Genomic DNA, 25,660 nt, shown 5'->3' on the forward strand with positions numbered 1-25,660 from the left:
CACATACTTAACATGTCTTTTTCTCTCTTCATATGATCCCTCTACTGACGAGTGTTTCCCCTATTTTTGTAAGGTAAATTGAGAAACAATTTTCTCCAATCCCCCTGCGATAATATGGAGTTGCTCAATTGCAGTAGAAATGGTTTGGACTGATTCTTCCTGCTTTAAGATAGATTGTTTTACCATATCGGTACAGTCAGATGATCTTTGGGCAATGTGAGCCATTTCTTCTGCTGAAGCAGAAATTTCTTCACTACTTGCAGCCATTTCATCCGTAGATCTAGAAGCACTTTCAATTTGAAGCGATGCTTGTTGAACCTTTTCTGCAATCTTTCCAAATACTTCTTCTGTACGCATAGCTACTTCTGTACCTTGCTGAACATCCTCTTCTACTTTCCCCATTATCTCAACTGTATGGTTCGTTACTTCCATGACTTGGCCAACAAGTTGTTCAATTTGTTTTGCCGATTCACTAGACTGCTCCGCTAACTGTCTAACTTCATCAGCAACAACCGCAAAACCTCTACCACTTTCTCCAGCACGTGCAGCCTCGATCGCCGCATTTAATGCTAATAAATTAATCTGTGAGGCAATTTCTTGTATCACATCAATAATTTTCACAATTTCTCCTGATTGGACTTTCATATTCCCTACTTGTTTCACACCTTGCTGGACAGAACCATATATGGTATCCATTTGTCGAGTCATCTGCTTCATAAATTGATTTCCTCTATCCGCTTCTAATGCAGATTGAGAAGATAACTCATTTACAGATGAAGATATATCCACGATTCCTTGTATCTCTTGTGTCAATTCTTCCATTGCACACGCAGTTTGTTCCGTCGCTTTCTTTTGACTATCCGCACCACTTGCCACTTCTTCAATATCTACTATAATTTGTTTAGCGGCCTGGTGCGACGTTTCTGATGCGGAAACGACCGCATGAGAGTGCTGCGATAATAGTTGAATGTTCTTTTCAACTTCTTTCATATTCTCTCTTAACCCTTCAATCATACTATTAAAATCACTAACTAATATACCTAATTCATCTTTCGCTTTATAATCTCCATATACCGTTAAATCGCCTTCTTTTACTCTTCCCATCATAGTACTTACAGTTTGTAAAGGCGTGACGATTAACCTACTAATAATATAACTTAATATACAGATCAAGATTGTACTAACAGTTACAGTTATGATAAAACTTGTAATAGATTGTTCCACCATATTTTGAGAATCATCGAATACTTTATCTGCTAAATTGGCAACATATTTTTCTAAATCACCTGTATAACGAGCCAACTCAGCACCTTTTGGTTTGAGTTCTTCGCGGAACTCATTTATATGTTGTGAATCATGTATCAACTTTTCTTTTTCAAACAAACTTTCATATGTATTCCTGTAATCTGGTACAACCTTTTTCATCTTTTGAAACAGTTCATCTTCTTGCTTACTTAAATTAAAGCCATCATCATATTCTTTCAATAAAGAATCATATTTCTTCAGGTCATCTTCAATATCTTTGACAATCTCTTTCCTCTCTTCACTTTGTGAAATCGTCATTAATGTTAGCAAATTATATTCTAATGCCTTTTGTGTGCGAAGCATACTTTCCAACAAGACATTAGAATATTGATAATCATCTGCAACAATCTTTGTGTTCTGTTTCATCTGTCTCATCGAGTTCATTGCTACGCAGCTCATCACAATGAAACCGAGAACAACTAATGAAATAAGTAAAAATAACTTATATTTCACTTTCAAATTTCGTAAAAAACGCATAAATACAACTTTACTCCTCTATATATAGATTTTTAAAATTTTATAGCTTATTATTGAAAAAATCAGCAGAAAAATCAATGAAAAATTTTACCAAAAATTATTTACTAAAAATAAAGAAGTAGCAAACCGCTACTTCTTTATTTTTTCTGCCTCTCATATTCTTCAAATGTATGAATTCTTTCAAAAATAGGTGGATGTGTATATAAGAAAAATTTTACTAAAGCAGGTGGGTTTACTTGACTAAGGCTTGTTTTGGATAAATATTGGAATGTTTTTACTCCTGCCTTACCATCTTTCGTCATATGTAATGCATATTGATCCGCCGCACGTTCTTCAATGCGAGATACATAGTTTGTCGCCGGACTTGCGGCAAAAGATAATATAGAGGAAATTAAGAAAAATAAAGGGAGAATGGATAAACATGCAAGCTTTGAAATTCGCAATGTATCTCCCCATTTTCGTAAACAAAGATTTAAAATACGACTAATCAAGTACATGCCGATAAATGTTAAAACAATATAACTGGCTACGCCCCAATATATATGTTTCATGACATAATGTCCTATTTCATGCGCCATAATAAACAAAATCTCTTTATCTTTTAGTTGCTGAAGCGTTGTATCCCATAATACAATGCGAAAATTCTTTCCGATCCCTGTCACGTATGCATTTAATGCATTTGTTTTTTCCGACATATTCACTTCATATACATGTTCCGCAGGGATATGTGCTTGATCTGCAATCGTTAAAATTTTCGTTTCTAACTCTTTATTTTTTAAAGTTGAAAACTCATGATAAAGCGGATCAATTAAAACAGGCTGTACAAATGTTAAAAAGATGGTAAATGGTACAGATAATGCCCAGCCTGCTAGCCACCAACGCTTCGGGAATTTATTCATCAGCCATAATAAAACGGAAACGATCAGAAACATTATTACATAGTTGATCCAAAAATCAAGAACGTGATCTCGTATCCAGCTCGCTGTTGTTTGTGTTGAAATACCATAATCAATAGATACTTGATGCCCGAACCATTGCAGTGGTAATGAAAGTGCCGTTGTAAGTAATGATAAATAAAATAAATAAATCGCAATTTGTATGACTTTTACCTTCGATGTTTCTTTTGACCATTTCTCAAATTTATTTGATACCCCTAAAACGAGAACAAACAATAAAATCATCCATTCAAGAGGCACAGATAAAAAAAACAGCAAATTTTTAACTCTCGAAAAATCTTGGCTTAATGTAAGTTCTTTCGCACTCATAAAGGTTGCTGGATCAGCACTCGTGCCTTTATACATGTCTGGAATCATTTCATGGTTCCAACCAAATAAATACCAGTATATAAATAAGGCAAAACCAACGTACAAAAAAAGCGACCATCCAATAACTTTTCTCACTGTACTCCCTCCTCTATGCTGCCTGTCTATTATTATTGTAAGTTCGCTTCTCTCAAAATAGAACAAGCTAATCTAAGGAATTGTCATGTAATTTTCAATCCCTTCTCTATATCAGCGATTCGACACAAATAGAAACAAAGAGCCTACGCCAAAAGTTATCCTTTTGCCATAGGCTCTTCCCGCTACGGAATCATATCTACCAATAAACTAAAATTATGAAGGTTCATAGAACTATATTTCATAATTCCTTGCACAGTTAACAACAGAATAAGACCCGTTATGCACATATAGTTGACACAATCTGCACTCTTTTTTTCCGCTACCATTCCACCGCAAATACATAATAATCCTAATAGATGAAGTGCCAAATAAACAAAAAAGTACGGTTCATTCCAACGAAAGCTCACATTTATAGTCGTAATTACAATCAAACTTATCATCATTAAATAGAAAAATTTATTTGATTGTATTGTTTCATTCATATAAACATATCCATTCCTTTCTATACGGGATCTTCCCTTCATAATCGCGCTATCCGCGTTTCATCATGACAAAATAAATCACTGCTTTAAAAAAGTAAAAGAATATACAAGCGGTCACTACATATTCAAACATTTTTTTGAAGATTACTCGATTGTTACTATTATAATTTAGCAAAATTCGTTTTACGATTTCTTCTAAAACAAGCCCAACTCCAATTATGCTTCCTACAAGAATAAGCAGAAATATAGCGCTTTCTTTATGATTCGTACTTGAAAACAAATAAAACTCTGGGAACACAATCGGATCCATAACCGGGCTAATTAACTGACAAACTTCTCTACTACATATGTCTGTTATAGATGTCGAATTTGTTGTTTCTTTCAGAATATTCCCTGCGAACTTTTTCATCCATATAACTCTCCTAAACAGAAAGCTCTAGAGCCTTTACATCTTATTTAAAGTTACAATTGGTAGTTCTTCATTCATATAACGACGGTTCATAAACAAAAAGAATAAAACAAAATTTAACCCAAAGATAAAGATCATAAGTCCTGTAAAAAAACTTGTATAGTTGGAAAAGTCGGCAAAACTAATCGCTTCTTCTTTACTTATAAATTTGGAGGCAATCAGTACAACTGCATTGTTTAGCATATGAATACTAATCGGCATGAGTAGGCTTTTCGAGCGAATATATACAATAGATAGAACGATGCTAAATACGGCAGCACCAAGAAAATCAATATGCATGCAACCAAACAAAAGGGCAACTGCAATCATACCTTTTCCCGTTCCCCATTTTGCTGCAAAACGCTGAAAAAGAAATCCTCTAAATACAAATTCACCTATAATAGGTGCAATAAATACAACTATTATAAATTGATATACATATCCGCTGGTCTCTTCTATAATTGGTTGATGTAAAGCATTCATGATAAAATCCGGCGTAATCCACGTGAAACTATACATATACAAAATCAAATATCCATAGCTAAAGAGGCAAAGCATAATGGTAATCCATACAACTTGCAGTACATGAAATGTCTCTTGCCTATTAATAAATGCTCTTAATGGAATATCTTTTCTTCTATATTCATACAAGAGCCAAATCACTGGGAGTATATAAAATATGAGTAGATTTATAATAGAAGAATTTTGTATATGAAGTGTATGTTCGAGCAATTGCTTACTGCTGCGCTCCAGCCAAATCAGTGGTGTAAATACAATCAAAAAATATCTTGCTCGCATCGAATAAAACGGATTCATACTCATCTCCTCCCCTATGTTTACTTTTATCATATCATCTAAATCTTATTTCTTAACTAAGAAAACCTTAAAATTTCCTTAAAAATCCCATAACTTTCAAGAAAATGTTATGATATTTTGTGAAAACTAGGAGGGATTTTACTTTGTACAACGCAAATATTTTACTTGTTGATGATGAATCAGCAATCTTACAACTATTAACTACAATTCTACAAAAAGAAGGGTTTTCTCATATTACAACCGCAACTTCTGCTGAGGAAGCTTTGTTGCTCGTTGAAGATCATTCATATGATTTAATGATTCTCGATGTAATGCTCCCTGGACAATCCGGCTTTGATATTTGTCCTATTATCCGTCAAAAGACAGATTGTCCCATCTTTTTTCTAACAGCAAAAACATCTGATCTCGATAAAGTCTCTGGATTTTTATATGGAGCAGATGATTATATTACAAAACCATTCAATCCGCTTGAAGTTGTTGCTCGGATGAAAGCACAGCTGCGCAGACATTTGAAATACACTCCAAAAACAATACAAACTTCCGATATCTATTCATTTGGAAGATTTCAAGTCGATAAACATGCTGCTGAATTAAAAGTAGATGGCAATATTGTAGAATGCTCCGCTCAGCTATTTCAGCTCTTACTCTTCTTTTGTGAACATCCGAATTACGTCTTCTCTAAAGAAGAAATATACGAAAAAGTTTGGGGCGCTCCAGCCTATAACGGAGATGATAATACCGTGATGGTCCATATTCGCAAGCTGCGAGAAAAAATCGAATTCAACCCAAGCAACCCACAGTATATAAAAACAGTTCGCGGACTTGGCTATAAATTCATTCCAGGAAGGTAATCGCGATGAATTTAAGTAAAAGATTAATTATCCAATTTATTCTACAACATATTTTTGTCTTATTCACTTTACTAATTGCTGTCGTAATTGCCTTCGGATATTTCGCTATTTTGATTAACTCGTCCTTATCCGAAACAAATGTATCAGAATTTGATAATTCAACAATTTCCAGTTACGTTTCTTTCGAAAACAGTCATATTACATTGAATGCTAAAGTAAAAGAAACGATTCAAAAAAAAGAGGATTGGCTTCAAATTGTGGATGAAAACGGAAAGGTACTATATCACTATAATACACCTAAAGAGGTTCCTGATTCCTACACAAAAACATCATTAGTCGCATATTTAAGGCAGCAAATACATAGCCCGTATAAATTCACTTATTGGGATATTGAATTAGGAAAAAAGAAAGCAATTGTAATTTATGGTGAGCAACTTCAAAGCAATAAATTGTTGCAGAAACTACAAAAAGAGCACAATGCACCATTCACAGCAAATTTTTCTTTAACTGACTCTGAAAAAGAACAACTTTCTGCTGCAAATGCTGTATTACAAATTTTTAATGCAGATGGGGAAGAAATTTTTTCTTATCCGGAAAACCGAAGCAAGCCCCTTTCTGCCATTCAAGCCGTACTTTCTGAAAAAGAGCCTTGGAATCATCAAGAAAACATTTCAACTCTTTATAATCCGGAAGACAAAACTTTATTTACAATCACAACTAAAAATGCTCATTATAATCCATCTGAAATAGATGAGGATGTAATCGCGAAAAAATTCCTTACCTTTTTCGGTGTTGTTTTTCTTGTCACATTTGTCTATTTAGTCATTATTTCTATTTGGTACGGTAGAAAATTTGGAAAACCGCTGTTACATACAATGCGTTGGCTCAAAAATATAGCCGGCGGAATATATGAAGAACCTGTTAGTAAAAAAGGAAAACCGATTCGCTTTCGGCGCTCTGGTAAAGAAAAATGGTCATTCCGTTTATTTAAAGATGTAACAAAGGCGTTAGAACATCTTTCAATTACACTCAAAAAAAACGAAGCGATGCGACAAGTACTTCAACAAACACGCGAAGAATGGATTACCGGACTCACTCATGATTTAAAAACACCCCTTAGTTCGATTTACGGTTACTCTCTTTTATTAGAATCTAACCAATATCAATGGACTGATCAAGATATTCAAGAGTTCGGTCATGTCATAAAAGAAAAATCACAATATATGACTACATTAATCGATGATTTAAGCTTAACATACCAATTAAAAAACAATGTGCTTCCTTCTCAACATTCACATGTTGAAATTAATCAATTTGTTCAAAAGATTTTATTGCAATTTATTAATAACCCTACGCTTCAAAATCAAAATATTGAATTTGTTCCAAGTTCCCATAAAATCTATTATTCGATTGAGGAAAAGTGGTTCCAGCGCATTATTGAAAATTTATTAGCAAATGCCGTAAAACATAACAATGAAACGACCAAAATCCTCGTCAAACTAGCAAAAAACAAGGATTCTTTCACTCTTTCTATTACAGATAACGGAAAGGGAATGGATGAAAAAACAAAAGAACTATTATTTGAACGGTATTACCGCGGAACAAATACAGAAGAAAATAATGCAGGAACAGGACTTGGTCTCGCTATTACAAAGCAACTTGTCCTCGCTCATAACGGTACGATTTCAATTGAAAGTGAACTTGGGAAAGGAACAGCTATTACTATCATATTTCCATTTCCGAATCAAAAGAGAACGTCTTAACCGAAATTGTCGTTACGTATTCTGTATAAAAAGAGCGAATCATCATTGATTCGCCCTTTTTCTTCCTATTTCTGTTCACCCGCCTTCTATGTATTATGATAAAGAAAAGCTCCATTTTTTTCTTGACGTTTTTTTACTTTATTTCACAAAACAATTCCAGGATTTATCTAGTAAAGAAACAAGATGGAAAACCGACTTGTTATATTGTCACTACGAAGAAGTTTTAGGTTCATACATTTGTTCTTATGTCTAAATGATGATACAAAATCCATACATATAGTACTCATCAATTTATAGTACTACTAATAATACAGTACCTTGAAATATATGGTAGTTGATGGTATATTTAGAAATAATTAGATAAATCATTCCAAAAAACATGTCATTTTAAAAAAATAGAGGGGGACGAATCGCTTTCGCAACGAAAGGTTCTCTCCACTTATTTTCAAAATTCTCATAAAGAAACAGATTGAATTCTTAACTGTGATGCATCATTTCATAAAGGAAAGTGATTGTAGTGAACAAAAAGGAATTTTTAAACAAACTTAGCTCTTCCCTAGGAAACATACCAAATTCAGAAAAAAACGATATTCTATTAGAATATGAAACTCATTTTATTAGCGGTAAGCAGGATGGGAAATCTGAAGAAGAGATTTGTAAAAAACTTGGAAACCCTAAAACGATCGCGAAAGAAATGAATGTTACATACGCTATAAACAACGCGAATCAAAAACGCAGCCTCAAAAATATGATAATAGCAATCCTGTCTGTTATGAGCTTAGGTTTGGCAAACTTTATATGTATCATGATAGCTTTCTTCTTATTACTCTTGCTATCGCCAATTCTTCTTGCACTCATCGTTGCTACTCCTTTACTATTACTATCACCTCTACTACTAGTAATAGTTGGATTTACAAAAGGATTTCATCAAATCCATTTTTCAGATGTTTATAGTGTGTTGATAGGTTTTTTTATTGGCTTAGTCATCGCTGGTGTATCTTATCAAGCACTAAAACATTTATACTCGCTTTTAGTCAAATATTTGAAATGGAATGTCTCTATTTTAAAAGAGGATTAATAGAAATGAAAGAGTGTACATCTCCTCTTTCATTTCCTTCGTTTATTTCCAATATGCAATTTCGCATATTCTCTCCTGTCATTTCCACTTTCATGCTACGATATATGTGAAATACGACATATATCGACAAAATAGGAAGTGATTCTATGAAACGTTCTAAAACATATGTAAAATGTCTCGCATTATCTGCTGTGTTGGCAAGTAGTGCCCTAGCAATGCACACACCGGTTGTCGCTGCACAAACAACTTCTCAAGTTGTAACAGATATCGGTCAAAATGCAAAAACACATACAAGCTACAATACATTTAATAATGAACAAGCAGATAATATGACAATGTCATTAAAAGTAACTTTCATTGATGATCCAAGTGCTGATAAGCAAATTGCGGTTATTAATACAACAGGTAGCTTTATGAAAGCAAACCCAACTCTTAGTGACGCACCTGTTGATGGATATCCAATTCCAGGGGCAAGTGTCACATTGCGCTATCCATCACAATATGATATTGCAATGAATTTACAAGATAATACGTCGCGATTCTTTCATGTAGCACCGACAAATGCAGTGGAAGAAACGACTGTCACATCAAGCGTTTCTTATCAACTTGGCGGCTCTATCAAAGCCTCTGTAACACCAAGCGGTCCTAGTGGCGAATCTGGAGCAACAGGTCAAGTAACTTGGTCTGATTCCGTCAGTTATAAACAAACAAGCTATAAAACAAACTTAATTGATCAAACAAATAAACATGTAAAATGGAACGTATTCTTTAATGGATATAATAATCAAAACTGGGGCATTTACACTCGCGATTCTTACCATGCTTTATATGGAAACCAATTATTTATGTATTCTCGTACGTATCCTCATGAAACAGATGCACGAGGCAATCTAGTCCCAATGAATGACCTTCCAGCTCTCACAAATAGCGGTTTCTCTCCAGGCATGATTGCTGTTGTCATTTCAGAAAAAGATACAGAACAGTCTTCTATCCAAGTTGCTTATACAAAGCATGCTGACGATTATACACTTCGCCCTGGCTTTACATTCGGAACTGGTAACTGGGTTGGAAATAATATAAAAGATGTAGATCAAAAAACATTTAATAAATCATTTGTATTAGATTGGAAAAATAAAAAACTAGTAGAGAAGAAGTAAAGTAAAAAACAACACTGACAAACTCAGTGTTGTTTTTTACTTTATACTTGCATTGCCTTTTCTCTCAAAGCTCTTCTTAATAGTTTTCCCGTGGTGTTTTTCGGTAATTCCTTCAAAAATTCTATCTTTTTGGGAACCTTATATTTTGCAAGGTGCAACGAACAATAATGAATGAGCTCTTCTTCTCGTACCCTGTCATGTTTTGGAACAACATAAGCACATACAGCTTCTCCTAAACTTTCATCCGGAACACCTATTACGATTACTTCAGCCACTTCCTCATGTTTATATAATACTTCTTCTACTTCCCGGGGATATACGTTATATCCACCGACAAGGATGATATCTTTTTTACGATCCACAATATAGAAGTAACCTTCTTCATCCATTTTTGCTAGATCACCTGTATATAGCCACCCTTCACGAAGCACTGCTGCTGTATCTTCTGGAGCTTTATAATACCCTTTCATCACGTTCGGACCGCGAACAATCAGTTCTCCAACTTCTCCAACAGGTACTTCCTCACCAAGCTCATTTACTACTTTATTTTCAACATGCCAAATATTCGTTCCAATCGATCCTGGTTTTCGCGGCCGATCCAATGGATTAAAACACGTCACTGGCGATGCTTCTGATAGTCCGTATCCTTCTGAAACAATGACACGAAAACGTTTTTCAAAATTCTCCAAAAGAGCAACAGGCATAGATGCACCACCAGATATGCAAAGTCTGAGTGAGTGCATATCTTCTGCACTTGCTCCTTCATATAAATATAAATAATTGTACATCGTTGGTACACCGGCAAATATTGTTGGTTTATATGTGCGACAAATGCGAAATACTTCTTTTGGACTAAACTTTGGTAACATTAAAATGATTGCCCCATTTATAATCGGTGCATGAATCGCAACGGTTAAACAAAACACATGGAACATCGGTAACGCCGCCACAACACGGTCATCTTCTGTATATTGTAAATATGTCGCAACGTCTCTCGCATTACTATATAAATTCTTATGCGTTAACATAGCACCTTTTGGTTGTCCCGTTGTTCCTGAAGTGTATAAAATAACCGCAACGTCTTCTTCATGTAATAGTGGACCTTCATAAGATATATCTCCAGTTTCCACCAAACTAGTAAACGTTTTCACTTTTTCGTTGTCTGTAAGTTGAAAATCTGATGAGGTTTCACATATGATAATATGTTCGAGAGAAGGAAGTCTTGTTGTAAGAGATTGTATAATCGGTAGAAGGATGTCGAGTATGATGATTGTTTTTACGTCTCCATTTTGTAAAATGTAATGCATTTCATCTGCGGTATATATTGGGTTAACCGGAACAACGGTTGCTCCTGTTTTCATGACCCCATATAACCCGATTAAAAAATGTGGTGAATTCCCAACAGCTAATGCAACATGATCCCCTTTTGTGATGCCCATTTTTGCTAAATTACTAGAAAACTTTGTGACCATTTTATTTAATTGGTCATACGAGACCGACTCATCCATAAATATATAAGCTGGTTTCTCCCCTTTCTTTACGGCTGTCTCAGCTAAAGATTGAACGAGATTCACATAACCCCCACCTTTATAAAATTTTGAAAATTTAAAAATTCTAAATACATTATATTAAAAGAAAATTAGGGTATCAAGTAACATTCAAATACTCGCATATAAAGTAGCAGCGTAAATCACTACTACCAGTAGGTACGAGCGAAATGAAGGTTCATTCATTTTTACAATCCATGCGCCTTACCGCATCTACCGCTTTTTTACAAAAACATAAAAGAATCTTACCCATTTCAGTTACAGCGTATTTCGTAATGAATTGAGGTGAAACAATAATGGTGCATGAAATTTTATCAGCGATTTTTGAAATATATCGACCGTTTCTCAACATATATCGGCGCAATTTAAAATATATCGGCCATTCGACACAGGATATCGACGGTACGACAAATAACGACATGAAAACTGCTCTCCCAATTTAGGAGAGCAGTCCACTATTAAAAGAACAATGCTAAGAAATCTTCTTTCGTTATATTCCCAAAGTAGCGTTTTACATCTACGTCTTCTAACGCTGCAGCAAAGGCTTCCTTATCAAACTGAACACCTGTTAAACGCTCTTCAATATCATGAACATCGAGTGCACCAAAGAAGTCACCATATATTTTACACTCTGTTACTGTTCCTTTTTTCACTTCTAATCGAACATCAACCTGTCCAACTGGGAAACGGTGTGAATGTTGTAAATTGAACTTCGGTGACTTTCCGTAGTTCCAGTCCCAATTGCGGTAGCGCTCTTCAGAAATTTTATAAATTTCTTTCCAATCTTCTTCTGTTAACTCATATGTTGGAATTTCCTTTTCTCCTTCAAAGATTGTCTCAAGAAGAAGCTGTTTAAATTCTTCTGTTGTCATCTTTTCATTTAAAAATTCCGTAATATTAGCTACACGGCTGCGAATCGATTTAATTCCTTTTGATTGAATTTTGTCCATTTTCACTTTTAATGCAGATACAACGTGATCGATTTCAGAATCAAATAATAATGTACCGTGACTGAACATACGACCTCTCGTTGAAAATTGAGCGTTACCTGAAATTTTTCGTCCCTCAGCTAAAATATCGTTACGTCCACTAAGTTCTGCATTCACACCTAATTTACCAAGTGCTTTCGTAACGGGCTCTGTGAATTTTTTAAAGTTATGAAAACTATCCCCGTCATCTTTTGTAATAAAACTAAAGTTTAAGTTTCCTAAATCATGGTACACAGCCCCGCCACCTGATAAACGGCGTACAACATGGATCCCTTTCTCTTTCACATAATCTGCATTAATTTCTTCGACTGTATTTTGGTTTTTCCCAATAATGATGGAAGGTTCATTAATGTAAAACAGCAAATATGTTTCATTAATATCTAAATTTTTCACGCAATATTCTTCAATTGCTAAATTAATCGTAGGATCTGTAATCCCTTTATTATCAATAAATAACATGTTCTCACCTCATGAATTCCAAGTATAGCCACTATGCGCTAATGCAATAGAGCCACTAAAAATTTGTTTTGCTTCTTCTACTAAATCAGCTGGATTTCCTATATGGGGCAAATGCGTTAATACTAATTTTTTTACATTGGCATGCTTTGCTATGTTTGCGGCTTCTATACTATTCATATGCCCTGCTTTTGCAGCCTCTTGATGCGCATACATATTGCATTCGCAAATAAATAAATCCGCATCCTTTGTAAATGGAATAAATTCAGGAATATAACTAGAGTCCGCACTATATACAACAACTTTATCTCCCGTCGCAATGCGCATTGCATAGCACGTAACAGGATGTACTGTTTTTAAGAATGAAATGGAGAACGGTCCAATTTGCAATGTTTCCTCTGGATGATAGACAATTCCTTTCGTATGCGGCTCATGCGTTAAGGACGCAAATCCTTGTACATCAAAACCATGCCCATAGATTGGCAATTGTGGTAATTGCCCTTTTGTCGCATTTGTAATTAACCTTGCATATTGTAATACCCCAATATCCGCAACATGATCATGATGATAATGCGACAATAAAACTGCATCTATATCAGATGGTGCTATATATTTTTGAAGCTGTGCTAATACACCACTGCCACAGTCAACAAGTAAACGAAAACCATCGTGTTCAAACAAATACCCCGATGTCGCTTCTCCCGCTTCTGGAAAGCCGCCCCAAAAGCCAACAACAGTCACCTTCATATGTATCCATCCTTTCAAAAACCGATAGAAATGCATGCTTTCTTTCTATATTGAGAAAGATTTCACTTACATTCTACATTGTTAACTATAATCCATTTCCTAAACTTTTTCATTATTTTTCATTTTGTTATAAAACAGTTGTTGACTTTTTATTTTTGTACTAATACAATATTATTAAGAAATGGAGGGATTTTCATGATTGATCAACCAATGGAATTTTTCAGAAATTTGCCAACAAAAACTTGTACGCATTGCGGAAAGGAAATTGATGAGCAACACGAAGCATACCATAATAAATGCGATGACTGTGTTCACGAAGAATAATCGTGTATACACATAAAAAACCTAGCAGACATTGTCTACTAGGCTAGTAACATCGCATCTTTCATCGTTGAACCTTTCACCAAGAGTTCCAGCTCAAACTCATATAGTTCTTTTTTGCGATAATTTTTTGTATGGATTTTATCTATCATTAAATCTATAACTTTTCGAGCCATGTCATCGATTGGTTGTTCCATTGTCGTAATACCAGGCTCTGTAATTTTTGATAAAATTTGATTATCAAAACCAATTACAGCTAGGTTATCTGGAATACTCCAGTTATGGCGTTTCGCCTCTGAAATAATGCCAGCTGCAACCTCATCGCCTCCTGCCAAAATAGCGGTAGGATTTTTTTTGTCCTTTAATACATCATGAAAGAGTCTTTTCCCATCTCCCCACGAGAAAACGTTTTCAATAAAATCAATTCCTTCTACATGTTTCCCCTGCTCAGTAACTGCACGCAAAAATCCCATTTTTCGTTGTTGGCTAATTACCTTTGTTTCATTGCCACGGCAGAAAATAAGATTGCGATACCCTTGCTCTAATACATGTTTTGCCGCAATATATGCTCCTTGAGCATGATCAAATTTAACCGTTGGAATATTTGCTTCTTCAATATATTCATTACATAACACAATTGGACCGTGTTGTAAATATGGCTCCACATCTTCCCATGAGTTCTCAAGGGAACATAGAATAATGCCATCTACTTGTTTTGTTGATAACAGTTGTAAGTATTCCATCTCTTTTTCTGGTAAGTATCTTGTTTGACAAATAATCAGTTTATATTTATGTTCAGAAGCAGCAATCTCAATTGCTTCAATAAATCTACTGAAAAAAGGATTTGTAATTCTTGGAACGAGAACTGCAATTGTCTCCGTTTTTTGTTTTCGAAGTCTTCTTGCTGCCGAATTAGGTACGAAGCCTAAATGCTTCATCGCTAATTGAACTCTCTTTTTCTTCTCATCTGATACGTACGGATGATTATTAATCACCCGAGAAACCGTTGTTCTTGATAATCCCGCTAATTTCGCCACGTCCTCAATCGTTGACACGAAATTCTCCCCCTTTGTATGAAAACGTTTTCTTTAGTAAATTATATAGTATATTATTGGAAACTGCAATATGAGTTCTTATGATTTTACTATATTAATATTATTCATAAGAAAAAGTATATATTTGCAGAAAAAATAAGTGGACTTTTCGAACACTTGCTATAAACAGAATAAATAGAAATAGGATGATTATCATGAACCGAACAGATCGTTTACTCGCTATATTAATTGAGTTACAGAGGAACCAAGTTGTGACAGCTCACATGTTAGCAGAGAAGTTTGAAACATGTAAAAGAACCATTTACCGGGATATGCAAGCCCTTAGTGAATCGGGGATTCCCATCTTTTCTATTCCAGGGCAAGGGTATTCTTTAATGGATGGTTATTTCTTGCCACCTATCCAATTCAAGCCTGAGGAAGCTGTATCTCTTTTACTTGGAAGCGATTATGTGGAGAAAAACTTTGATTCTCATTTTTCTATACATGCCAAATCTGCTAAGGAAAAATTGGAATCTATTCTCCCTTCTGAACAGCAAACACAAATCGAAAATTTAAAAGGAACTTTCCGCTTCTTATCTGGAACCTTTCCTCACCAAAAATTTAATCCAGAACAACTGGAAAACCAGCTTATTCTTTTACAAGAGGCCATTCAAACAGCACGATGTGTTTCTTTTTCTTACCGAAAACCAAATCAAACCGAAAAAATAAAACGTACCGTTCACCCTTATGGATTAGTCAATATTTCAGGCATTTGGTATATCGTTAGCTATTGCTTGTTGCGAAAACAAATCCGTCATTTCCGTTTAGATCGCATGGACGACTTGCAACAAGAACACACCTTTTTCAAAAAACCGAAAAACTTTTATTTACAAGATTATCAACCAACAGATAATCGAACTGTTACAATTCATTTAGTATTCTCTACTCAGATTGCACATAAAATTGTTGAGTCTCGTTACTTTTTTATTGATTCATATGAATATAAAAATGATGGTTTTCATGTCATTTTAAAATGTAGAACTATTGATGAGGTATTTCAATGGATATTCAGCTGGGGTAGTCAAGTAAAAGTATTAGAACCAACCATTCTTGCTGATAACATGCGAGAAGAAGCAAAGAAAATGTTACAATCTTAACTTTTCTTTTCCTACTGACATAACGGTGTCAGTAGGAATCGTTTATAGTCATCCTTAAGAAATATATTTTTATATAAAGGAGATCACGCTATGAACAATACTATGGTTTTAGAGAAGTTTGAAACATTAGCACTGTATTACATCAATGAATTAAACAAATACTCATTGGAACAACTGAGACGAAAGCCTTCTGAAGAAGAATGGTCGCTTGGACAAATGTATTATCACTTACTTACAGCTTCCAATATGCAATTACATGCAATAGAACAGTGTGCAACTGGTTCAGCTATAATCAGTGGTGAAAAAACAGAAATGGGGGAAGACGTATATAAAATGGGAGCCTTCCCTCCTATTCAAATCAAAATACCGAATCGCCCTGGATATACACCAGAAAACCCGACAAACAAAGAAAATCTAAAACAAGGATTATTACAGCTTATCGACAAGATGAAAAAGACTCAGCTAAAGCTCTCTTCTATTCCGTCCCATCATACAGTGGCTCATCCTGGACTTGGTCACTTATGTGCAACAGAATGGTTTCAACTTGTGTATATGCACTTTGCACATCATCTCCATCAGAAAGAACGGTTAGAGAAAACCCTAATAACCGATTCAAATTGTTAATGACTACGAAAATCGTTCTATCCTTGAAGGACATACATATATTTACATTATGAACCAAATTTCAGGGGGGAACTGTATATGCAATGGGTATATCATAATCCGGTATTTGATGTTGATTACGTACATCCGTCTATTCGATTATCTTCTGCTTGGGTAGGACACAACCACTTTGCATACGACTTCATTCGATTTATGAAACCGAAAAAGGTAGTGGAATTAGGAACACATTATGGTTCTTCTTTTTACAGCTTTTGCCAAGGAATAAAAGATGAACAACTTTCCGCCGAATGTTTTGCTGTTGACACTTGGAAAGGTGATTTACATAGCGGACCATACGGAGAGAATGTGTTTGAAATGGTTAGTTATGTAACAAACCATTGTTATCCAACAATAGGACGCTTAATCCGTTCCACATTTGATGATGCTTTACATTTATTTGAGGATGAAAGTATAGATGTATTGCACATTGATGGTTATCATACATTTGAAGCTGTTTCACATGATTTTGAAACATGGTTGCCGAAAGTCTCTAAAAATGGTGCCGTCTTATTTCATGATATTGCCGTGTTGGATCGTGATTTTGGCGTATATAAGTTATGGGAGACATTAAAAAAACAGCATCCTTATCTTGAATTTTCCCATTCATATGGTTTAGGTGTCCTATTTCCGAAAGGATATGACAATAAGTTCCAAGATGTATTCGATAAGAAAGAGGAACTACAAAGAAAATATGCAGGGAGTAACATATAACTCACACATACGACCAAAAAAATAGTGCCATTGTATATGAAACTTATACATATGGCACTATTTTTATATACTCATCTTCTCTACAAACGAGGAAACCATTGATCCCAATATGGTTGATACTCTGGCCATAAATATGTCGTTTCTTTATCAAACCCTCGATAATGGCGCATATATCCTGCTAAATAACTAAATGAGGAGGCATGAGGTCCAGCAAAAAGAGGCGCACCGATACAAACTAACCAGTCGACTAATGCTTGTTCCTCTAAACACAATGCATCTAACTCCTTCTGCAAGCCAGGGTACGTTTGTAAAACATCTTGCTTTCTGACTATGACTAAATGAGGAAAATGTTCTTTTATACGAGCTACAATGCGATGATACTTTTCCTCTTGAACACCAGAAGCAATATAAACAGCCGATAAATCCGCTGTACTTGCAATTGTATTGATTATTTGTTGAAGTTGATTTTCTGTATGAGCCGCTAAGTCGAATCCTTCCACAGGTAAATGAACTAAATCTCCTTCAATTCTAAGCTGAATCGCTCTCCATCTCGGGTAAAAAGACATAAGACCAATCGTGCAGCTAGCTAATTTTTGTATATGTTTCGCAAAGGGTAAAGATTTCGCAATAAATTGTCCTGTCTCCCTACTTTCATCTCGTAATATATGTCGTTGAAGAAACCGCCTACAAGTAATCATATGCTTAAAAGTCTCATCCATATCCGGTTGATGCCGCTTCACTAAAATATTTTTCTTGTAAAATAACGCCCTACATTCATCTACATCCAAATAAGAGTCAATATTGATTTTTGAAAAATACGGGCTCTTATGAAAGTCAACGGAATTTCGAGTTTGCACATCTTTTAAAAGGATACAAACTGCATCATGTTGCTTCGCATAATATAAAGCTTCTCCTATTGTTCTAAAAATAGCCATGAGCTGATTACAAAGTCCTTCTATCTCCCCAATTTCATATTGCAAATATATGATAAAACTCCCCGCCCTTCTTTCTTTCTCTTGAACATCTTATGCAATATATATGAGTATAGAACATACTTCACTTAACCGTCATGCTACAGAATCATTCCTACTGAAACAAAAAAAAGATTATCTTAGTTTGACAATCCTTTTAATAAATATAGTTCAAATAACTCTGCAATTCTTTCTTTTTCTAGTGGCTCATGATTTTTTTCCCAATCGAAAATAAGTGATACATATAGTCTAAGCATAATAAACGCTGTAATTTCTGGATCGCATTTACTGATTTCACCTTTCTCGATTGCAAATTCCAAATAGGCTTGAATAAAGGATACAATTTCTGTATCTACTTGCTGCATCACTTCTTGTACTTCTTTCGTTCCCATATCTCGTTCTTCTTGGATCAGCTTAATCATAAGCTGATGCTCTTTTCTAAATTCTAAGATGCTGTATAATGCTCTATGTACATTTTCAAAGAATGAAATATCTGGACGAATGGATTCTTTTGCAACTTCCTTCATTTCTGCAATTAAATTCGAAATAATTTCACCAAATAATTCTTCTTTATTTTTGAAAAAAGTATAAATTGTCCCTTTTCCAACATTAGCCAATTTCGCAACTTGATCCATTGTCGTTGCCTTATAACCAAACGCTGAAAAAGATTTTGTTGCAGCCTCAATAATAGAACGTTTTCGATCTATTGCCACATCTTCACCTCCAAAAATGACCAAATGGATAATATAGTCAATTTGTACACATTTGATATTATCACAGTCTTCCAGTATATACAAGTTCTCTTTTTTAGTTATTCCCCGTATCAAAAATTCCAGTCATAAATGAAACCTTGCTTATAATAGTCATAGTGTATCAAAAAATGGACGGAAGTGAAAAGGTAAAAATATGTTATAAGAGCTATCTGGTGACTATGGTAAAAGAAGTCTCACTACTACAATCATCCATAATACATATTGCCACCTAAGCGTTAGCCTATCCTTGAGTACAATTTTGACACATAAGATGATACCGACTAATATACTCGCCATAAGTGATGTTTCAATTATCCAGTCAAAGAAGCGCGAAAGGTAAATATGTACGAATGTATCTATCATTACGATCTACCTTCCTGCTCATTTTCTTCTGTCTGTTCATCCAAAATGCGTTTCAATTCATGAATATCTTCTGAAGAAAGTTTCTCTTCTTTTAAAAAATTTACAAGTAACGGTTTGAACGCTGCACCACAAAAACGATTCAGTAACGATTTTGTTTCGACTTGCAACTGTGATACTAATGGATCGTAACGCATACATATGCCCTTTATCTTAATGATACGAAACTGATTCCTTTTGAACGAGCCGATTAATAAATGTTCGAATTGTCTTTGGCTTCCAATCTATTTTTGACTCTAGCTTCTCAATGATTTCATTTGCCGTTTGCGGAGAATTCAACCAAAGTACTTTCATAATTTCTAACTCAGCTTTAGATATTTTAGATGATACTTTTTTCATACTCCATTTCCCCTTTCAGGATTATCAACTCTATTTTACAAATAACATTCCAATTATTGATAAAAAAACAAGAAAATCTTTACAATTAATAGTAATATAGAAAATAAGTATATTCTTTACAATCAAGTATTACTCTTATCAAAAAATGAAAGATAAAGTGGAACTTTAATCAGTGGGGGTTTCTCAATCATGATTCGTGCACTTCGCTTACAAATTAAACAAGCTTTTTTAAATCCGCTCTCGATGTGTTTTTTATGCAGTATGTTCGTTCTTCTTTTTATATATCACTATTACTACGTTTTACAATATATTAATTCTGTACCAGACGAATTATTAACAACATCCTATAAGTGGATTGGATTTCGTGATAATGAAATGGATGTTTATTTATTGTTAATGCCCATTATCGCTACTTTACCTTTTAGCACAAGTTATAACGCTGATAGATTAGAAGAATTTAAGTCTTTTATAAGTAAAGAAGTTTCCTTTCTTTCGTATTTATACACAAAATATATCGTTACCTTTTTTTGTGGTGGATTCCTTTACATTTTTCCGTTCTTACTTTCTTTATTACTTTGTAAGCTCACAATACCAGATGGTGTACCATCCGTAACAAATAATTTAATCAATACAAATGGCATGTTTGCATCATTGTATTATGATTCTCCGATCACTTATATCTCTGTATACATTGGGATTAATTTTTTATTTGCTGGTTTCATGGCTGTGTTAGGTCTAGCTGCCTCTATGTGGTCGCAAAAAGATTACATGGCGATTTTATTTCCATTCACTGTAAGTTCACTTCCCTATGTTATTTTAAATATTATTTTTCCTACCATTGGAGGAGCACCTATTCATCTATATGATCCGAAACAACCACTGCAAGGAATGTCTCCGTACATTCTTACTCTGCAATATACATTGTTTGGAATCGTTAGTTTATTTATGTATATAAAAGGAACAAGAAAAGATAAAAAGAAATATACACGTAAATTGCAAAAAAGAATGCGCTGCAAACAAACGTTAAAAATTACATCATAAGCACAAAATTAAAATATATCAGCGATTCTTACCTAGTTATCGGCGCAAAATGAAATATATCGGCGCAAAATCAATTTTATCGGCGTTTCGACACAAGATATCGACCAGTCGACAAATTTCGTCACCGCACTACGTAAAAAAACCCGTCTAAACTGAACGGGCTTTTTTCAAATCAATTTGCGCAAGCACCGGGTCATGATCGCTGACGCGGCCGTGCTCCTTCATCATATTTGTATTTAAGTGTACTGGATCTACAATTGTATGATTTGCAATATTATTTGTCACTAAGATGTGATCTAGTACTTGTGCATTCCCTTCATGAATATATGTGTACCGATTTTCTTTTGAAACAGTTTCTAACATATTTTGTAATGTGTCGCCTTTTAGCGCTTGCAGTGGTTTAGAGAATTCAAAATCGTTCATATCCCCTACTACAACAACAGGTGCGTTCGCATCTCGTTTTTGAATTCCTTTCACAAAACGATTCACTTCTTGGGCCAGCTGTACTCGTTTTTCTTCGCTTTTCCATACCAGTGGTTGTATGCTTCCAAATGGCGGTGCATCACCTATTTTTGAGTTTAAATGATTAGAAATAACAACTAGATGTTGACCTTGGAATGTAAATTCAGCGGCTAATGGTTTACGGGTGCTTTCAAATAACGGATTGTCCTGCCCAATGCGTGTCGGATTTGTCTCTAACAATTTTGGTTGATCCGCTAGTTTTACGCGCGATGAATTATAGAAAAAACCGACGCGAATATTCGCTCCCGGCGCTCCTCCATCTTGATTGTTTAGAGGCGCTACTTCTACATATTCATACTTTGGACCATGGATTGCTTGCACCGCATCAATTATACGTTTTGCACTTAATGAAGCATCTGTTGTGCCATCATTTATTGTTCCATTATTATCTTGCATCTCTTGCACACCAATAATATCCGGCATTTTTAAATTATATTTAATCGAATACGCGAGCGCTTTTACTTTTTCATCAGATGTTTCCTTTTGATTTGCAGAAAAGTTTTCCATGTTATATGTAGCGACTGTTACTCTCCCAAGCCGAGGCTGAATCTTTGCTCCCACTTGTTTAAACCCTCCGTCTATCACAGATGGTAATTCCGTCACTGGCGAAATGCGGTATGCGCTATAATCATAACCTACTACTCCTGTTATATCACCGTTAAAAGTATCACCAACTTTTGCTACATAGTTACGAGGTACTTTTAAAGATAAGCGTTCTGGATTGAGTTGCGTCTCACTTAAAAGCGGCGTTCCATATTTCGTTACCACTTTATTGCTACCATTTGCAATCGTTACATATAAATTCCCATGCTTCTGCGGTGCAACCACTTTTGGTGTTGGAAGTGTAACTCGCATACCTTCTAAGCTTTCATAAAAATCAATCGCATCTTCCTGCGGATCAAAAACACCGAATGCATCATTATCAATGATTTCATCTGGAATCTTCACGCCATGCTCCCCTAGCACAACTGCTTCTGGAAGTGGCACATGACTCGCCTTTATGGTTGCGCGAGTTGCCTTAATTTCTGTCGTAGTTAAATCTGTTTCAAATCGTTCCGCATATCCAGCTCCAACATGCTCCTCCACTTGTCCATCTACTTGGACAACGTCTCCCACTTTCACATCAGCATCTTTCTGATACACGTAAATTCCTTCTGAAGTAGCTGGGTCGTCATCAGGCTGTGCATCTTGCATATAAAAACCATATTTATCTAACGCAGTGACTATCCCTTCTACATTGCGCACTTTTTTCCCTTTATAAGGAGAAATATGCGCTTTCCCTTGAATATCATGAATGTGTACTTTCTCACCTTTTACCACTGTAAACGAAAACGTAGCAACTGGTGAAGACTCACTCCCTTCCTTTACCCCAATTGCCTGAATCACCGTATCTTCTTGTAAAACAATCGGTTCATAATAACGAATACTTTGATTCGTAGGCTCTGATCCATCTAGCGTATAATAGATCGTCGCCCCTTCTGTCCTCGTCGTTAATGTAACAAGCGTTCCCTTTTCCACTTCTCTCCCATTCGGTGACGCAGTGACTTTGCTTACACGATTTTCTAATTCTCCTGGAAACTTGTACGCTGTTACTGCTTTTAAACCAGGACTACTAAAATATAACTCTAATGTACCTGTCAATTGAACTTTCTTCCCAACATTTTCAGGATGATCTTTCACATTCACTGCTGCTCTTACGTCCCCTTTTGGCAACTGAACAGGCATACCCTTCTCCGGATTGGTCTCATCTGGAGAATCTGCAATTGCTACATTTGTATCTCCAAACTTCGCTGGATCTCTCGTATACTTTGACGGACTTTGTGTATATCCAACAATATATCCTTCTACTACCCCTTTACTTTTACCATGCTGCTGAAACTGTTGAATCGCATCAAGCACTGATAACGAATTCGTTTCTTCCGCTTTCACTATCGTTCCTGTAAATGAAATAAACAGTATAAATGATAAAACGATACCGATTACTTTCTTCACCGCCATCTTCCTCTCCTTACTTCTTTTGTCCTAACGGCATGTATTATCATAACAAATCATTCTTTATAAAGAACGATCATACGACAAACTTTACAAAAAATTAACTTAAGTAGATAAAAAAAGACCGTCCGAATTGAACAGTCCACCATTACTATTATAATTTTTTAAATAAAAAATAATGGTTATGTCCTTCGGGGAAATCTTCTACTGTGCCATAAACCTCGAAACCTAAGTTTTTATAAAAATCAGGAGCTTGAAAACTAAACGTATCTACCTTGATTATTCGACATTTCTTCTCCACAGCGAATTTTTCAGCCTTTTTGATAAGCTTTTTGCCAAACCCTTTCCCCTGAAGGCTTTCATCAATCCAAAGAAATTGAATGACAAGACTTTGCATTTTAGTATTTCCTGAAATGCCGCCAAGGATGTTCCCTTCTTCATCTTTAATTTTAAAACAAAAATCTTCGCCAATGAAGTTCATATCTTTTTCTGACAGATGCTTTATATTGTATTCCCCTAGCCTTTTCCGAATGTAAGAGGGATCCTCTCGGTTCCACTCTGTGTCAATCACTACATTTCGCATCTTTTATACCTCCTAATACTTTGAAAATACTTTTATTCGCTCTACTACGAAAAAACTCCTTTTTTATTTTTAAAAATAAAAGTAAAATCCGAATTGATCTTTCCGATGGTGGAAAAGAACGATAGCGAGTTGAATTTATATATTCCTATATACCCGTTGCTTGAACACCAAAAAAAACAGGAGACACCGATCTCCTGTTTTCATTATTATTGCGCGATTAATTTTGTTTTATTGCGTTCTTCTAAATAAGATAATACATATTTTACAGCCGCCTCACCTTGATCAATGCAATCTGGAAGACCAGAGCCAGCATAGGAGCTACCAGCTAAATATATGCCTGGTAGTTCTTGTTTTAGAAATGCTGTTAGTTTTTTCATTCTTTTTTTATGTCCAACTGTATATTGCGGCATAGCATCTTTCCAGCGGCTCACGACAGTAAAGTCTGGCCTCTCTACTATATCCATTGTTTTTTGTAAATCTTCTAATACAAATTGAATTATTTCTTCATCTGTTTGTTCTACAATGGCTTCATCGCCAGGACGCCCTACATAGCAGCGCAACAATACTTTCCCATCCGGCGTTGTATGTGGCCACTTTTTATGTGCCCACGTGCAAGCTGTAATGGAAAAATCACTATTTCTTGATACGACAAATCCAGTTCCATCAATATCGCGCTTAATGGCTTCTTTCGGAAAAGCTAGTGCGACATTCGCTACAGAGGTTGCCGGAATATTGCGGAAGAAGCGGAACTCTTTATACTGCCCGAACATAGATGGCAATCCTTTATGCGGAGCTGCAATGATAACTGCATCTGCCTCTATTTCTTTTCCGTTGCTAAGAGTGATTTCATAGCCATCGCCCAGCTTTTTCACTTTTTCAACGCGCGTTCCCTTCATCACTGTATTCGTATCAAGTTTTTCTTCTATTGCCTCAACTAACGACTCTAAGCCTGTTTTTAATGTTAGAAACATCCCTTTTGGTTTCACATCTTTTGTTCGTTTTGGTGCTAACGCACGCATACCAAGCGAAATACTGCGGTACTTCTGCTCTATTTGATAAACTTTTGGGAATGTTGCCATCAAACTCATTTGATCAATATCCCCTGCATAAATACCAGCGAGCAATGGTTCAATTAAATTTTCAACCACTTCATTTCCGAAACGACGCCGAAAAAATTGGCCTAGTGATTGATCCGAAACTGGTTTTGAACGCGGAAGTACAAAATCAAAACTAGCCCTTAATTTACCAATCGGAGAAAACAATCCTGAAAATAGAAACGGCGTAATTTGTGTCGGAATTCCCATCATAGATCCGCTCGGAATTTTGTGCAATTGATTGTTCACAAGAACAAATGACTGACCTGCTTTATTATTTACAAGCTCGTCTCCTAAACCGACTTCTTTCACCAATCGAGCTGCACTTTCTTTTCTTTCGAGGAAAGAATCTGGGCCGCGTTCAATTGTAAATCCTTCTTTTCGAACGGTTTGAATTTTCCCGCCAACCTTACCTGACGCTTCTATTAACAACATATCAATCTGCAACCCTTGTTCACGAATTTCTTTTTGCAAGTAATACGCTGCTGTCAATCCCGCAATTCCACCACCAATGATAACCACTCTTTTTTTCAAAACAGTCCCT

At 35.4% G+C, this 25,660-nt stretch carries 24 protein-coding genes and 3 pseudogenes; 10 read left to right on the forward strand and 17 right to left on the reverse strand.

Features of this window, described 5'->3' with window-relative positions; genetic code table 11:
• Nucleotides 1-60: 60 nt before the first annotated feature.
• The 6 genes and pseudogenes from MR056_RS22800 to MR056_RS05675 all read right to left on the reverse strand — a co-directional run bounded on the left by MR056_RS22800 (nucleotide 61) and on the right by MR056_RS05675 (nucleotide 4,928).
• Nucleotides 61-1,014, reverse strand: coding sequence for a methyl-accepting chemotaxis protein (locus tag MR056_RS22800; RefSeq protein WP_425322139.1), 954 nt, complete (start codon nucleotides 1,012-1,014; stop codon nucleotides 61-63).
• Nucleotides 1,006-1,782: pseudogene (locus MR056_RS22805) on the reverse strand (MCP four helix bundle domain-containing protein); the annotation flags it as partial. The gene MR056_RS22800 and the pseudogene MR056_RS22805, both read right to left, overlap by 9 nt.
• Before the next feature lie 137 nt (nucleotides 1,783-1,919).
• On the reverse strand, nucleotides 1,920-3,182 hold the full coding sequence (locus MR056_RS05660; protein ID WP_087097962.1) for a M48 family metallopeptidase: 1,263 nt from the start codon (nucleotides 3,180-3,182) through the stop codon (nucleotides 1,920-1,922).
• A 182-nt stretch (nucleotides 3,183-3,364) separates the two neighbouring features.
• The gene (locus MR056_RS05665; RefSeq protein ID WP_041810252.1) at nucleotides 3,365-3,664 is read right to left on the reverse strand and encodes a hypothetical protein; all 300 of its coding nucleotides are present in this window, start codon (nucleotides 3,662-3,664) and stop codon (nucleotides 3,365-3,367) included.
• A gap of 49 nt (nucleotides 3,665-3,713) precedes the next feature.
• The gene (locus tag MR056_RS05670) at nucleotides 3,714-4,073 is read right to left on the reverse strand and encodes a hypothetical protein (protein ID WP_087097960.1); all 360 of its coding nucleotides are present in this window, start codon (nucleotides 4,071-4,073) and stop codon (nucleotides 3,714-3,716) included.
• A gap of 36 nt (nucleotides 4,074-4,109) precedes the next feature.
• Nucleotides 4,110-4,928, reverse strand: coding sequence for a CPBP family intramembrane glutamic endopeptidase (locus tag MR056_RS05675; protein ID WP_011983934.1), 819 nt, complete (start codon nucleotides 4,926-4,928; stop codon nucleotides 4,110-4,112).
• Nucleotides 4,929-5,071: 143 nt separating this feature from the next.
• On the opposite strand from MR056_RS05675, the gene MR056_RS05680 reads away from it, so the two are divergent.
• From MR056_RS05680 to cytK1, 4 genes are all read left to right on the forward strand, one after another.
• Entirely contained in the window at nucleotides 5,072-5,779 is a 708-nt protein-coding gene (locus MR056_RS05680; RefSeq protein WP_011983933.1) for a response regulator transcription factor, read from the forward strand.
• A gap of 5 nt (nucleotides 5,780-5,784) precedes the next feature.
• Nucleotides 5,785-7,542 (forward strand): sensor histidine kinase, encoded by a 1,758-nt coding sequence (locus MR056_RS05685; RefSeq protein ID WP_242136525.1) that lies wholly within the window; start codon nucleotides 5,785-5,787, stop codon nucleotides 7,540-7,542.
• 517 nt (nucleotides 7,543-8,059) lie between these two features.
• Nucleotides 8,060-8,620, forward strand: a complete 561-nt coding sequence (locus MR056_RS05690; protein ID WP_011983931.1) for an HAAS signaling domain-containing protein — start codon at nucleotides 8,060-8,062, stop codon at nucleotides 8,618-8,620.
• A gap of 146 nt (nucleotides 8,621-8,766) precedes the next feature.
• A complete protein-coding gene (gene cytK1 / locus MR056_RS05695; protein WP_011983930.1) occupies nucleotides 8,767-9,777 on the forward strand; it encodes a beta-channel forming cytolysin CytK1 in 1,011 nt (336 codons plus the stop codon).
• Between the two features lie 41 nt (nucleotides 9,778-9,818).
• On the opposite strand, the gene MR056_RS05700 is transcribed toward cytK1, so the two are convergent.
• Nucleotides 9,819-11,351: a fatty acid--CoA ligase family protein gene (locus MR056_RS05700; protein WP_011983929.1), complete on the reverse strand. Its 1,533-nt coding sequence runs from the start codon at nucleotides 11,349-11,351 to the stop codon at nucleotides 9,819-9,821.
• A 269-nt stretch (nucleotides 11,352-11,620) separates the two neighbouring features.
• On the opposite strand from MR056_RS05700, the gene MR056_RS05705 reads away from it, so the two are divergent.
• A complete protein-coding gene (locus tag MR056_RS05705) occupies nucleotides 11,621-11,767 on the forward strand; it encodes a hypothetical protein (protein WP_176371921.1) in 147 nt (48 codons plus the stop codon).
• A 15-nt stretch (nucleotides 11,768-11,782) separates the two neighbouring features.
• On the opposite strand, the gene MR056_RS05710 is transcribed toward MR056_RS05705, so the two are convergent.
• Both MR056_RS05710 and MR056_RS05715 read right to left on the reverse strand, forming a co-directional pair.
• Complete coding sequence (locus MR056_RS05710) at nucleotides 11,783-12,772, reverse strand: lipoate--protein ligase (RefSeq protein WP_011983928.1); 990 nt, start codon at nucleotides 12,770-12,772, stop codon at nucleotides 11,783-11,785.
• 9 nt (nucleotides 12,773-12,781) lie between these two features.
• Nucleotides 12,782-13,516 (reverse strand): MBL fold metallo-hydrolase, encoded by a 735-nt coding sequence (locus MR056_RS05715; RefSeq protein ID WP_048722239.1) that lies wholly within the window; start codon nucleotides 13,514-13,516, stop codon nucleotides 12,782-12,784.
• A 195-nt stretch (nucleotides 13,517-13,711) separates the two neighbouring features.
• Here MR056_RS05715 and yhfH point away from each other — a divergent pair, with 195 nt between their 5' ends.
• A complete protein-coding gene (yhfH, locus tag MR056_RS05720) occupies nucleotides 13,712-13,840 on the forward strand; it encodes a protein YhfH (protein WP_087097958.1) in 129 nt (42 codons plus the stop codon).
• Between the two features lie 38 nt (nucleotides 13,841-13,878).
• Here yhfH and MR056_RS05725 read toward each other — a convergent pair whose 3' ends face one another.
• The gene (locus MR056_RS05725; RefSeq protein ID WP_048722235.1) at nucleotides 13,879-14,892 is read right to left on the reverse strand and encodes a LacI family DNA-binding transcriptional regulator; all 1,014 of its coding nucleotides are present in this window, start codon (nucleotides 14,890-14,892) and stop codon (nucleotides 13,879-13,881) included.
• A 194-nt stretch (nucleotides 14,893-15,086) separates the two neighbouring features.
• Here MR056_RS05725 and MR056_RS05730 point away from each other — a divergent pair, with 194 nt between their 5' ends.
• From MR056_RS05730 to MR056_RS05740, 3 genes are all read left to right on the forward strand, one after another.
• A complete protein-coding gene (locus MR056_RS05730) occupies nucleotides 15,087-16,028 on the forward strand; it encodes a helix-turn-helix transcriptional regulator (RefSeq protein WP_048722232.1) in 942 nt (313 codons plus the stop codon).
• A 90-nt stretch (nucleotides 16,029-16,118) separates the two neighbouring features.
• Nucleotides 16,119-16,652, forward strand: coding sequence for a DinB family protein (locus tag MR056_RS05735; RefSeq protein ID WP_087097956.1), 534 nt, complete (start codon nucleotides 16,119-16,121; stop codon nucleotides 16,650-16,652).
• Between the two features lie 78 nt (nucleotides 16,653-16,730).
• Nucleotides 16,731-17,402: a class I SAM-dependent methyltransferase gene (locus MR056_RS05740; protein ID WP_087094592.1), complete on the forward strand. Its 672-nt coding sequence runs from the start codon at nucleotides 16,731-16,733 to the stop codon at nucleotides 17,400-17,402.
• A gap of 80 nt (nucleotides 17,403-17,482) precedes the next feature.
• On the opposite strand, the gene MR056_RS05745 is transcribed toward MR056_RS05740, so the two are convergent.
• The 4 genes and pseudogenes from MR056_RS05745 to MR056_RS05760 form a co-directional block, all read right to left on the reverse strand.
• Nucleotides 17,483-18,382 (reverse strand): O-fucosyltransferase family protein, encoded by a 900-nt coding sequence (locus tag MR056_RS05745; RefSeq protein ID WP_087097954.1) that lies wholly within the window; start codon nucleotides 18,380-18,382, stop codon nucleotides 17,483-17,485.
• A 131-nt stretch (nucleotides 18,383-18,513) separates the two neighbouring features.
• Nucleotides 18,514-19,086 (reverse strand): TetR/AcrR family transcriptional regulator, encoded by a 573-nt coding sequence (locus MR056_RS05750; protein ID WP_011983922.1) that lies wholly within the window; start codon nucleotides 19,084-19,086, stop codon nucleotides 18,514-18,516.
• A 219-nt stretch (nucleotides 19,087-19,305) separates the two neighbouring features.
• Nucleotides 19,306-19,488 (reverse strand): annotated as a pseudogene (locus MR056_RS05755) (M56 family metallopeptidase); the annotation flags it as partial.
• Nucleotides 19,488-19,884 (reverse strand): annotated as a pseudogene (locus MR056_RS05760) (BlaI/MecI/CopY family transcriptional regulator). The pseudogenes MR056_RS05760 and MR056_RS05755, both read right to left, overlap by 1 nt.
• A gap of 189 nt (nucleotides 19,885-20,073) precedes the next feature.
• On the opposite strand from MR056_RS05760, the gene MR056_RS05765 reads away from it, so the two are divergent.
• A complete protein-coding gene (locus MR056_RS05765) occupies nucleotides 20,074-20,925 on the forward strand; it encodes a membrane protein (protein WP_011983920.1) in 852 nt (283 codons plus the stop codon).
• A 147-nt stretch (nucleotides 20,926-21,072) separates the two neighbouring features.
• On the opposite strand, the gene MR056_RS05770 is transcribed toward MR056_RS05765, so the two are convergent.
• The 3 genes from MR056_RS05770 to hemY all read right to left on the reverse strand — a co-directional run bounded on the left by MR056_RS05770 (nucleotide 21,073) and on the right by hemY (nucleotide 25,650).
• Nucleotides 21,073-23,445, reverse strand: a complete 2,373-nt coding sequence (locus MR056_RS05770) for a DUF6359 domain-containing protein (RefSeq protein WP_087097952.1) — start codon at nucleotides 23,443-23,445, stop codon at nucleotides 21,073-21,075.
• A 148-nt stretch (nucleotides 23,446-23,593) separates the two neighbouring features.
• Complete coding sequence (locus tag MR056_RS05775) at nucleotides 23,594-24,022, reverse strand: GNAT family N-acetyltransferase (protein ID WP_011983918.1); 429 nt, start codon at nucleotides 24,020-24,022, stop codon at nucleotides 23,594-23,596.
• Between the two features lie 206 nt (nucleotides 24,023-24,228).
• Nucleotides 24,229-25,650, reverse strand: a complete 1,422-nt coding sequence (hemY, locus tag MR056_RS05780) for a protoporphyrinogen oxidase (protein ID WP_087094589.1) — start codon at nucleotides 25,648-25,650, stop codon at nucleotides 24,229-24,231.
• Between the last annotated feature and the right edge of the window lie 10 nt (nucleotides 25,651-25,660).

It is taken from the genome of Bacillus cereus group sp. BfR-BA-01360, from assembly GCF_022663595.1.
GTDB classification, from domain to species: domain Bacteria; phylum Bacillota; class Bacilli; order Bacillales; family Bacillaceae_G; genus Bacillus_A; species Bacillus_A cytotoxicus.

What these genes read in the sequence shown, in the direction of transcription:
- MR056_RS22800 (WP_425322139.1), bottom strand. Translation starts at nt 1,014, where the DNA reads ATGATTGAAGGGTTAAGAGAGAATATGAAAGAAGTTGAAAAGAACATT.
- MR056_RS05665 (WP_041810252.1), bottom strand. Translation starts at nt 3,664, where the DNA reads ATGAATGAAACAATACAATCAAATAAATTTTTCTATTTAATGATGATA.
- MR056_RS05670 (WP_087097960.1), bottom strand. Translation starts at nt 4,073, where the DNA reads ATGAAAAAGTTCGCAGGGAATATTCTGAAAGAAACAACAAATTCGACA.
- MR056_RS05675 (WP_011983934.1), bottom strand. Translation starts at nt 4,928, where the DNA reads ATGAATCCGTTTTATTCGATGCGAGCAAGATATTTTTTGATTGTATTT.
- MR056_RS05685 (WP_242136525.1), top strand. Translation starts at nt 5,785, where the DNA reads ATGAATTTAAGTAAAAGATTAATTATCCAATTTATTCTACAACATATT.
- cytK1 (WP_011983930.1), top strand. Translation starts at nt 8,767, where the DNA reads ATGAAACGTTCTAAAACATATGTAAAATGTCTCGCATTATCTGCTGTG.
- MR056_RS05705 (WP_176371921.1), top strand. Translation starts at nt 11,621, where the DNA reads ATGGTGCATGAAATTTTATCAGCGATTTTTGAAATATATCGACCGTTT.
- MR056_RS05710 (WP_011983928.1), bottom strand. Translation starts at nt 12,772, where the DNA reads ATGTTATTTATTGATAATAAAGGGATTACAGATCCTACGATTAATTTA.
- MR056_RS05715 (WP_048722239.1), bottom strand. Translation starts at nt 13,516, where the DNA reads ATGAAGGTGACTGTTGTTGGCTTTTGGGGCGGCTTTCCAGAAGCGGGA.
- yhfH (WP_087097958.1), top strand. Translation starts at nt 13,712, where the DNA reads ATGATTGATCAACCAATGGAATTTTTCAGAAATTTGCCAACAAAAACT.
- MR056_RS05730 (WP_048722232.1), top strand. Translation starts at nt 15,087, where the DNA reads ATGAACCGAACAGATCGTTTACTCGCTATATTAATTGAGTTACAGAGG.
- MR056_RS05735 (WP_087097956.1), top strand. Translation starts at nt 16,119, where the DNA reads ATGAACAATACTATGGTTTTAGAGAAGTTTGAAACATTAGCACTGTAT.
- MR056_RS05740 (WP_087094592.1), top strand. Translation starts at nt 16,731, where the DNA reads ATGCAATGGGTATATCATAATCCGGTATTTGATGTTGATTACGTACAT.
- MR056_RS05765 (WP_011983920.1), top strand. Translation starts at nt 20,074, where the DNA reads ATGATTCGTGCACTTCGCTTACAAATTAAACAAGCTTTTTTAAATCCG.
- MR056_RS05770 (WP_087097952.1), bottom strand. Translation starts at nt 23,445, where the DNA reads ATGGCGGTGAAGAAAGTAATCGGTATCGTTTTATCATTTATACTGTTT.
- MR056_RS05775 (WP_011983918.1), bottom strand. Translation starts at nt 24,022, where the DNA reads ATGCGAAATGTAGTGATTGACACAGAGTGGAACCGAGAGGATCCCTCT.